At 66.4% G+C, this 467-nt stretch carries 1 protein-coding gene; it reads right to left on the bottom strand.

Features of this window, described 5'->3' with window-relative positions:
- Positions 1-467, bottom strand: a 467-nt coding sequence (locus tag KBI52_RS33795; RefSeq protein WP_210804787.1) for an ATP-grasp domain-containing protein, incomplete at both ends; no start/stop codon positions are given.

The raw sequence follows: 467 nt of genomic DNA on the forward strand, positions 1-467 counted from the left end.
AGGAAGTAGAACGACTTGTCCTGGCCGGCCACGAACTCGACCGTGCCGGCGGAATCGTAACCTACCGCTTTGGCCAGGGCGACCGCCTGCTCGCCCATCAGGCGGCGGGTAGCCTCGTCGAGGAGCGGCGACGGCGCCTCCTCGATGACCTTCTGGTTGCGGCGCTGGATCGAGCACTCACGCTCGCCGAGATAGATCACGTTGCCGTGCTTGTCGCCCAGCACCTGAATTTCAATGTGGCGCGGATCCGTGATGAACTTCTCGATGAAGACCCGGTCGTCGCCGAACGAGGACGCCGCCTCCGACTTGGCGCGAGCGAAGCCCTCGGCGACCTCGCCGGCCGAGTTGGCGATGCGCATGCCCTTGCCGCCGCCCCCCGCCGAGGCCTTGATCATGACTGGATAGCCGATCTCGTCGGCGATCTTGACCGCCTGCTCCGGGCCCTCGATCACCCCGAGATAGCCCGG

It is taken from the genome of Microvirga sp. HBU67558, from assembly GCF_018069605.1.
GTDB classification, from domain to species: domain Bacteria; phylum Pseudomonadota; class Alphaproteobacteria; order Rhizobiales; family Beijerinckiaceae; genus Microvirga; species Microvirga terrae.